The following is an 8,609-nucleotide window of genomic DNA, read 5'->3' as shown; positions in this document are numbered from 1 at the left end:
TTTTCATTGGCATTGATCAGAAGATTCCCTTCTACCTCAACCCTGGCATCTTCAATCGTAAAACAGCTAGTGTTAAGGTACAGATCTCCCATAACCACCATCTTAGCGGTCTGCTCTGAGGCTGGAGCTGATATAGTCAAGGATCCGTTCGGTACGATAGCTCCAACAGCAAAAACTCCGCTGCCCGGGAGGACAACCTTTCCGTTTCCGTAAAGGTAAGAAGTATAAATCTCCTGAGAGTCATATGTTAATACGCTTAATGTTCCACCATTTAATCTGATTCCATTGACTATTCTGTACTCAAATTCTGGAATTCTAAATGTTCCTTTTTTAGAGGCATAAATTCCTACATAATTGGATCCATCTTTCTGGATAGTAAGTGTCTCTCCCGAATTAACAGTAAAGGGATTGTCAAAAATTGGCATGAGAACTGTATCAATAAGACTATCCTGCATTGAATTGTATCTATCAGTCAGTCCGGAAACCGTGTCGGTGCCCCCTACCCAATCAATGACTCTTCCAAGTCCGCTTTCAGCAATGGCCTTGATGGTGTTATAGCCAAGTTCATTGGCACGCAAAGTAAGCTTCTTTATAAAAAAAAGATCATCCAGACAATGTTTCGCAAGCTCATCTAATCGGTCATCATTTATACCACTATTTTTTGCATTTATATAAGCAGTTTTATCATCTTTATACGCCTGAACAGCATATCCTTTTACTATCTTGAGATACTTAATCTCAATAATCTTATCAGCCGCGTCCGCCACACTATTAAGTTTCATTCCCAGCTTAATGGTAGCATCAATATATCCCAGCTGCTCAAGATAACCTGCAGCCTTAATTGCAGTGATTTCTCTTGATGCGCTGTTAATGGCGGTTCTTGATGACAGGGCATTCACAATCCAGTTTTTTCCCTGTTTTTTAATTTCCTTCTTAATCTCTTTTTGTATATAACTATTAGCAAACTTCATAGCAGCATCATAAACTGCCTTATTAACATTCTCTTCGTAGTTATAGTCGCTTCCCAAAAGTTTAATGTAACGTCCGGAAACGCCCGCATACTTATTGTCATTTTTGGCAATAGCTATATCGTGAGTTGCCCTCAGCGGATACACCAAGGAATCCTGCTGTTCAAACAAAGACTCTATGACCAGCACATTCTGCATAGAATCAGTTACAATACCAAGCACGTCCCCTGCGGATAATCTCTTCTTTGTCTTTTCTCCACCAATATTAAGATCAAGATTTGTCCTCCACGCCAAGAACTTATCATTATCACTTCCCAGCAAGGCATATTCATCAGCCTCCAAGGCCTGGGCAAGGGTCATACTGTCATCTTTAGTTACACAGTTAATTTTCTTTCCATTCAAAAGATCACTGATTGTGTTCCAATATTCAACCTTAGAGTCAGCATAGGTTGGCAGGGCCACATAAAGATAATATTTCTGTTCGGCATCCTCCAGATCACTGGCCAAAGAAGCCCATTCTTTAGCATCGCTCATAGCTCCCTTAAGCTTTTTCGCGTATGAAATTGCAGTCCTGTATTCCTGAAGCCTTGCACTTTCATTGTTTACAGAATCCCCTATGGATGAAGTGTAATCCGTGCTTAGACTCTTGCTGAGCACTGCTTCATAATTCTTTACAGTTACTCCGGACTTAAATTTCTCCCACTGTTCTTCCTTGAACTTATCCCAGTCAGCTTCAGTCCCAAAATCATCTCTATATTTTTCATACAGATAATCAATATACTTTTCACGAAGGTTTTCGATCTGTTCACTGACTCCATCCATAATGTTGTCTATAGAGTAGTACAGATCCACCATTGCCTTGTATTCCCAGAAATCCTTATTCTGATATGTATCCATAACATCCTGGTACAGATACTGGGTCCCACTGGTGAAATATGGATTATCACTGGAGGATTCATCATTTATGAATGTTTCCTCTACAAAAGATCTATTCTCAAGAAGGTTGTCGTAAATCGTATGATCAACGCCTCTTCCTCTAAATCCTCCTGCCTGGAGTGCATATTCATCTTCTGAGCCATAATCATATGCCTCAACTGAAGAATTGTTTTTCTCGGAGGAAGGCAGACTATCCCCGGGATCGTCGGAAAGAATGATCTCCTCCTCAGCATCGGAAGGCTCTTCCTCCAGGATGTCATCCAAAGAAAGCTCGGATTCCTCGGGGAGATCTTCATCTAAGGATGCATCTTCTGAGGGATCGAGGGATTCGTCCTCGAATAAATCCACAGAGGCATCCTCCGGAGATTCTTCCATAAAAATAATTTCGTTGTTGTCTTCATCGGAATATGCGAATGCGCTAAGATCCATAGATGAAAAAAGAACAGCAACAGACAGTAAGCCACCTACGACTCTACCAAGACCAGGTTTCATATTAACCCCCTTATTCAACAATACAGATTTTTCATAGATATAATAACACAAAAAAACTCCGGGAAACATTAAGTTTCCCGGAGCTATTTGCTAAACGGAGAAAGCGGGATTTGAACCCGCGCACCGCGTTAACGGTCTACACCCTTAGCAGGGGCGCCTCTTCAGCCACTTGAGTATTTCTCCATGCCTGAATCCCTCTACCAATATGTGGTTTTGAGTTCATATTTCTGATGACGAATCATCAGACGCAAAATTAATTATACAAAGAGCTGATGCCTTTGTCAATTACTTTATTCAAGAATCTTCTCTGTTAAACGCTCTTACGGCAGTCTCATAGAGATTATTGCCCTCGGAGTCTATTACTACAATGGCAGGAAATCTCTCTACTTTGAGCTTCCTGATGGCTTCTGTGCCAAGGTCATCATAGGCCACAACCTCTGACTCTGTAATAGACTTGGACAAAAGAGCTCCTGCTCCGCCGATGGCAGCAAGATAAACTGAACCATTGCGCTTGATGGCATCCACCACCGCCTGGGATCTCTTACCCTTACCGATCATTCCACCAAGGCCAAGATCCAAAAGCTTGGGGGCATACTTATCCATTCTGCTGGCAGTTGTTGGACCGGCAGAGCCTATAGGGCGTCCCTCTCTCGCGGGAGATGGTCCCATATAATAGATGGAATTGCCTTCCAATTCTATAGGAAGCTTGCCTCCACTGGCCAGAGTTTCTGCCATTCTCTTATGAGCAGCATCTCGGGCAGTGAAAATAGTTCCGGTAATATAAACCATATCTCCGGCCTTGAGCTGCTTCGCTGTGTCCTTGTCTATAGGTGCATGTATTTCTCTTTCCATGATAACCTCTTGATATTTCTATATATTGTAGATAATGCCGGTAAAACCGTTAATCCCAATTAAAGTGTAATTGTAACATGTCGATTGACGTGACAGCAAATGTTAACTGCTACAGGAAGTCCTGCTATATGTGTCGGATAAGTGTTGATGTTAACCGCCAGGGCTGTTATTCGTCCGCCAAGTCCGGCAGGACCTATTCCAAGCTTGTTGATCCTGGTTAGGAGTTCCTCTTCCATTGCTCTGATGTGTTCAAGCTCTGAGTGCTGACCTACAGGTCTTGTAAGAGCCTCCTTTGACATCTCAGCACATTTCTCGAAGGTTCCACCGATACCGACTCCCACAGTCATGGGCGGGCAGGCATTGGGACCTGCATCCTTAACCGCCTGGATTATGGCATTCTTAACGCCCTCTTCTCCGTCGGCGGGTTTAAGCATAAATACGCGGCTCATGTTCTCACTGCCAAAGCCCTTGGGAGCACAGGTGATCTGAACCTTATCTCCCGGAACGATCTCGTAATGAACCACCGCAGGAGTATTATCTCCGGTGTTCTTTCTGATAAGTGGATCGCCCACTACAGACTTGCGAAGATATCCTTCTGTATAACCCAGCTTAACACCCTCGTTGATGGCATCCTGAAGGCTTCCGCCCACAAAATGAACATCCTGACCTACCTTAAAAAAGAACACTGCCATTCCTGTATCCTGGCAGATAGGAATCCTGTCACTTGCTGCAATCTCGAGATTCTCCTGCAGCTGGCAAAGGATCTTTTTTCCCAGTTCGGACTCTTCCTTGTCCCTGGCATCCAACAGGGCCTTCTTCATATCTTCGGAAAGCTCATAGTTGGCGTCTATACACATATTTTTTACAGTTTCTGTTATCTGCTTAACATCAATTTCACGCATTATCCTGTATCAGCCTTTCAAAATCTCATCTTTAATTGCGGTAAGCTCCTCAGCTGATGGAGATGTAGGCTTCCAAAGGATGTGCTGTCCGTCATTCTCATATCTGGGGATCACATGAAGGTGGAAGTGCATAACTGTCTGTCCTGCTGCCTCTCCGTTGTTCTGAACAAGGTTAAGGCCGTCGCACTTCAGAGTCTTCTTCATCATGGCTGCAACCTTCTTACCGGTATTAACAGCGCCAGCCAGGGTCTCATCAGGAATCTCAAAAAGATCTGCGTAATGAGCCTTGGGAAGTACCAGTGCATGTCCCTTGGTAGCAGGTCCCAGGTCTAAGATCACTCTGAAATTGTCATCCTCATAAATTGTATTTGACGGAATCTCTCCGCTTGCTATCTTACAAAAAATACAGCCGTCCATTATGCAATACCCTCCATATTCTTTCTGTTTTTTAGAAGTACTATATTGATGATTCCAAACACACCACCTGTGAGGAATCCGCCAAGATGAGCCAGTGTATTGGCTCCTTCCTGGAAAAAGCATGTGTAGATAAGAAAAACTGCCAAGAGGCCAAGCCTCATCATAAGGCTCTTGTTCTGAATAAACTTACGTCTGTTGATCACGAGCCAGATCACCATGAAACCTACGATTCCCATGATGGCTCCGCTGGCTCCCACCGATACCCAGTTGAGATTGTTGCGGACCTCGTAGGCCATGGACAAAAGATTCCCAAAGATACCGGATATAAGATACATGATAATAAAGAAGCTGTGGCCTGTATACTGCTCCACGATAGCTCCCACAATGACCAGCTGCAGCATATTGTTGATAAGATGCTCTATGCCGGCATGGAGGAACATGGCGGTGAATATCCTGTAAAATTCACCCTCCATCAGAACCCTGTAGGTAACCAGTGCTCCTTTGTTGTACATAACATCTCCCACGATTGGTCCCAGGAGAAAAATAATAACATTCACTCCCAGTAAAATCAGTGTGACGAATGCATTCCTGTATATATCTCCCTGGTGTTTAATAAAATCATCGGGATTTGATTCTGTATTATAATCCATAGCAAAATCCTTTCAGGCTTCAATCGTTCTGCATCAGATCAAAAAGCTGATCCATGCTCCTAAGGAGCTTGAAGTCGCCTTTCATCTTGATATTACCTGCCATAAATGCTCTCTGGAAGGTAAGTCTGCCGTCAAGAATGTCCTCAAAGACCTTCTGATCTGAGGTAATAATAACATCGCAGCCATCCTCGTCACCGGTTCTGCACTCGCATTTGGAGTTGTCAACGTCGACTATCACCGGGCGAAGCTTGGGATTGTCCTGAAGAATGATCTTGTACTTGGAGCGGATTCCGGCAACAGGGGTAAAGACTCTGTTGAGCTTCTTGATATACTCATCGGTATTGCCCGATGCGGAATCTTCTTTGCCCATCTTGTCTCTGAAGATGCTGGCCAGCTCCTGAAGATCTTCCTTTTGCTTTTTAACATATTTATCATCGGAGGCATACTCGGAAAGCTGCTCCGACTCCTGAGGTGTAAGGTCTATGCCCTTGGCAACCGCAACCTTGTTGATAACGGCCTGATTGCTGGTGGGGAAAACAGCCATCTTCTGATTGATGGTCCTGTAGATGTTCTCGGTCTTTTTCTCAATGATCTTGATATATTCGGTGTTGGTCTCCAGCTTGGTAGTATCCGGGATATAGCCGCATATTCCGTCGCAGGGAAGACCTCCCAGCATCTCCCAGGCAGCCAGAAGACTCATCATGCCCTCTCTTTCGCCGTGGGTTGTGCTCATAACAACCGGAGCCATGTAGATTTCCCTGATCCTGTTCTTATCTCCGTAAAGCCAGCAGGCATCAAGGAACTGCATCATATATCCGCCAACGCCGAACCACTCAACGGTGGAAGCAAGAATAACGCCGTCCGCATCCTTGAGGGTGTTGGGAAGTGCGGTTATGCCGTTTCTCTGTTCGTAGAGATTGTACTGCTGTACCTTAACATTAAGTTCCTGTAAAACAGTGGTGATCTGTGAGATTACTTGAAGCGTGGGATCGTCGATAATCCCTCTGCCCCCATAATAGATATTGATCTTCATGAACTTCCCTCCAACTAATTAAGGCTATTATAACACAATTTACCTACAGTCGAAGCAAATTCTACCTATTCTCACCTCGTCCCCCTCATCGATGTAATTCTTTTCCTGAGGGGTCAGTTTAAGGCCGTTCTTGAAGGTTCCGTTGGTGGAGTTGAGATCAACCAGGGCCAGCCTTCCGCTGTCCTCATCTCTGAATATCCTACAGTGAATTCTGGATACGCTCATATCCTTTAATACCTTGTCGACGCAGCCCTCCATCTTGCCGATGGTGAGGGGCAGCTTATCAAGGCAGATCCTTACTGTCTTATCAAGATTTCTGCTGTAAAGGTTAAGAGGGCCGCTTATCTCTTCATCCATGTTGAGAACCATGGTGGCGTTATTCACACAGCCATCACCGCTGCTGCCGGCGGTTATCTTCAAAGGAGTCTTGTAAAAGCTCTCATTCACAGGCTCCTCATAGTCGTAGTTATAACTAAATCCGGGCTCTTCCTCCTCTTCTTCCTCAGATTCACTGATGTCTTCATGGGAAATGACTTTTTCCTCATCAGGCATATTTTTTCCGCGGTAGCCCTTAAAGCCGCTGACAAAGCACAGGGCTCCGCACACCAGGGATACGGCCATAACTGCCATGGACATGTAATTCTCCTGGCTGGTGAGGATGTAGGCCTTTCTGACATAGACCATGCCTGCCACCAGAAGGGCAAATAGTCCTGCCAAAAGAAGCTGTGCCCTGGCCCCAAGCTTCTGCTCAGCTCTTTTTAAACCGAAGGACTTATGGGATCTGATGCCTGCAAAAACTGCCGCCTCCTCATCATCTTCCTCGTCCTCATCCTCATCATCGCTGTCTTCCGGCTCAAAGGAAATGCTCTCCCCGGGCGGGATAACCGCCGGAAGAGGAGTCTCTTTTTCACAGGCCGGGGCAGCTTTCAAGAGCTTTTCTATGCCCTCTATGGTCATGGCCCCTTTTCCCGTGGCGTATTCGCAGAGCTCATAAATGGCAGTGGCTGCCTCCTCATCCTCTGAATTGGTCATATCAAGGAGCTGCTCTGTCAGTTTTTCAAAGCCCCCTTCCGCTGCCGCAAAAGGGCAGAACATAAAGCTGTAGCGGCCCGTGGTCAGGTCCACAAATATGCTGTCCGCATCAAAAACCACGCCGTCCTCTCCAAGAAGATACTCGGAGAGCCCCTCCAGCATGTCCTTCATATCGGAAAAAAGCTGAAGCTGCTGGGCCCTGTTCATGCCTCTTGAGGTGTATCTGTCACGAAGGCTCTGCATGGAGCCTATCTCATAATACAGAAACTGCTCCCCGTTGACATTTCTTACATCGCAGGGAAGAAGCCCCGCAAGCCTCCCTCCCGACAGGATCTTGAGCTGGTAGGCCTCGCCCTCGCTCTGCTTTTCAAGCTTTACCACCAGGTAATTGTGCTTTAAATCTCTGTAATACTTGTAATTCATAACACTTTTTCTCCTATATCCTTAAGCCTCTTGATTCTTCTGATGTGCTTCGGGTCATTTCTGATCCTGGCTTTTAGCACTGCTTCCAGCTCCCAGCCGGATTTTATCTTGAGAAAATATCTTCCCATGGCGGAGTTCCTTATTTTGGTGGTGCCCTTTACCTTGACCTCCTTGCCGGAAACCGCCGCGCTGAAGGCGGGCTTGTCGGCCCCGAAGTACCTGCCGCCGGCCTGCTTGGAGGCTCCTGCTGCCACGTAGTCTGCGGGGGCCACTTTCTTTTTGGCATCGGCCTTCACGCTGGCCCGTAATGCCAGAATATAACAGTCCTGACTGAGGATCGCCCTGTTGTACATGTAGTAGGCGCCCCATATCAGCATCACTATCACGCAGATAACCATTGGAATGATAAGGGAGGCCTCCAGAGTCATATATGCCTTAAACCTGCGCAAGGACCATCACCCCCATTCCCACTGCCATGAAGGGTAAAAAGGGTATCCGGGTCTTCCCTTTGGCTTTTTTGCAGACCAGAAGAAAAAGTGACAAAAAGCCGCAGAGAAAAACTGCCAGGATAAGCCCCAGGGCCGCCTTTTCAAGACCAAAGGCAGGAGCTATGCAAAGGGCCATCAGCCCGTCTCCGTAGCCAAGACTCTGTCCGGTGGCTCTGGAGATAAGAAGCATCACAGCCCCGGGAATCAGGCAGGCGATAAGGCTCCAAACAGTGGCTGTATTCATAAAAAGTATCACGATAATATCCAAAAGGGCTACGACGCCGCACAAAATAAGCAGGGTAGCAGACACCTCTTTTTTCCTGATGTCCCTCACCGCAGCCCAGACGAGAACTGAGATCAGGGTTGTTTTAAAAAATGCATCTACAAATATCATATCTGTCCTTTCCGTGACCCGG

Annotated in this window: 9 protein-coding genes and 1 tRNA gene; all 10 read right to left on the bottom strand. The window is 45.9% G+C overall.

What is annotated here, in order from left to right:
- On the bottom strand, positions 1-2,396 hold a 2,396-nt coding region (locus tag T359_RS0112650), incomplete at its 3' end, for a hypothetical protein (protein WP_026517805.1).
- A 95-nt stretch (positions 2,397-2,491) separates the two neighbouring features.
- Positions 2,492-2,579, bottom strand: a tRNA-Ser gene (locus tag T359_RS0112645).
- Between the two features lie 111 nt (positions 2,580-2,690).
- Positions 2,691-3,248, bottom strand: coding sequence for a Fe-S-containing hydro-lyase (locus T359_RS0112640; protein ID WP_026517804.1), 558 nt, complete (start codon positions 3,246-3,248; stop codon positions 2,691-2,693).
- Between the two features lie 59 nt (positions 3,249-3,307).
- Positions 3,308-4,150 carry a fumarate hydratase gene (locus T359_RS0112635; protein WP_330370190.1) on the bottom strand — a complete coding sequence of 281 codons (843 nt, stop codon included), beginning with the start codon at positions 4,148-4,150 and terminating at the stop codon, positions 3,308-3,310.
- Between the two features lie 9 nt (positions 4,151-4,159).
- Positions 4,160-4,567 carry an HIT family protein gene (locus T359_RS0112630; protein WP_026517802.1) on the bottom strand — a complete coding sequence of 136 codons (408 nt, stop codon included), beginning with the start codon at positions 4,565-4,567 and terminating at the stop codon, positions 4,160-4,162.
- The gene (locus tag T359_RS0112625; protein WP_051545364.1) at positions 4,567-5,217 is read right to left on the bottom strand and encodes a rhomboid family intramembrane serine protease; all 651 of its coding nucleotides are present in this window, start codon (positions 5,215-5,217) and stop codon (positions 4,567-4,569) included. Before T359_RS0112625 ends, T359_RS0112630 begins: the two co-directional genes overlap by 1 nt.
- A gap of 19 nt (positions 5,218-5,236) precedes the next feature.
- Positions 5,237-6,250 (bottom strand): SCP2 sterol-binding domain-containing protein, encoded by a 1,014-nt coding sequence (locus T359_RS0112620; RefSeq protein ID WP_026517800.1) that lies wholly within the window; start codon positions 6,248-6,250, stop codon positions 5,237-5,239.
- Positions 6,251-6,289: 39 nt separating this feature from the next.
- Positions 6,290-7,705: a DUF6382 domain-containing protein gene (locus tag T359_RS0112615; RefSeq protein WP_026517799.1), complete on the bottom strand. Its 1,416-nt coding sequence runs from the start codon at positions 7,703-7,705 to the stop codon at positions 6,290-6,292.
- Positions 7,702-8,154, bottom strand: coding sequence for a hypothetical protein (locus T359_RS0112610; protein ID WP_155840119.1), 453 nt, complete (start codon positions 8,152-8,154; stop codon positions 7,702-7,704). Before T359_RS0112610 ends, T359_RS0112615 begins: the two co-directional genes overlap by 4 nt.
- Positions 8,141-8,587: a prepilin peptidase gene (locus T359_RS0112605; RefSeq protein ID WP_026517797.1), complete on the bottom strand. Its 447-nt coding sequence runs from the start codon at positions 8,585-8,587 to the stop codon at positions 8,141-8,143. Before T359_RS0112605 ends, T359_RS0112610 begins: the two co-directional genes overlap by 14 nt.
- Positions 8,588-8,609: the final 22 nt, after the last annotated feature.

Source organism: Butyrivibrio sp. MC2021 (assembly GCF_000621605.1).
In the GTDB taxonomy this organism is placed as follows: domain Bacteria; phylum Bacillota; class Clostridia; order Lachnospirales; family Lachnospiraceae; genus Butyrivibrio.
The sequence above is the reverse complement of the archived record's forward strand: the minus strand, read 5'-3'. Positions and strand labels throughout refer to the sequence as shown.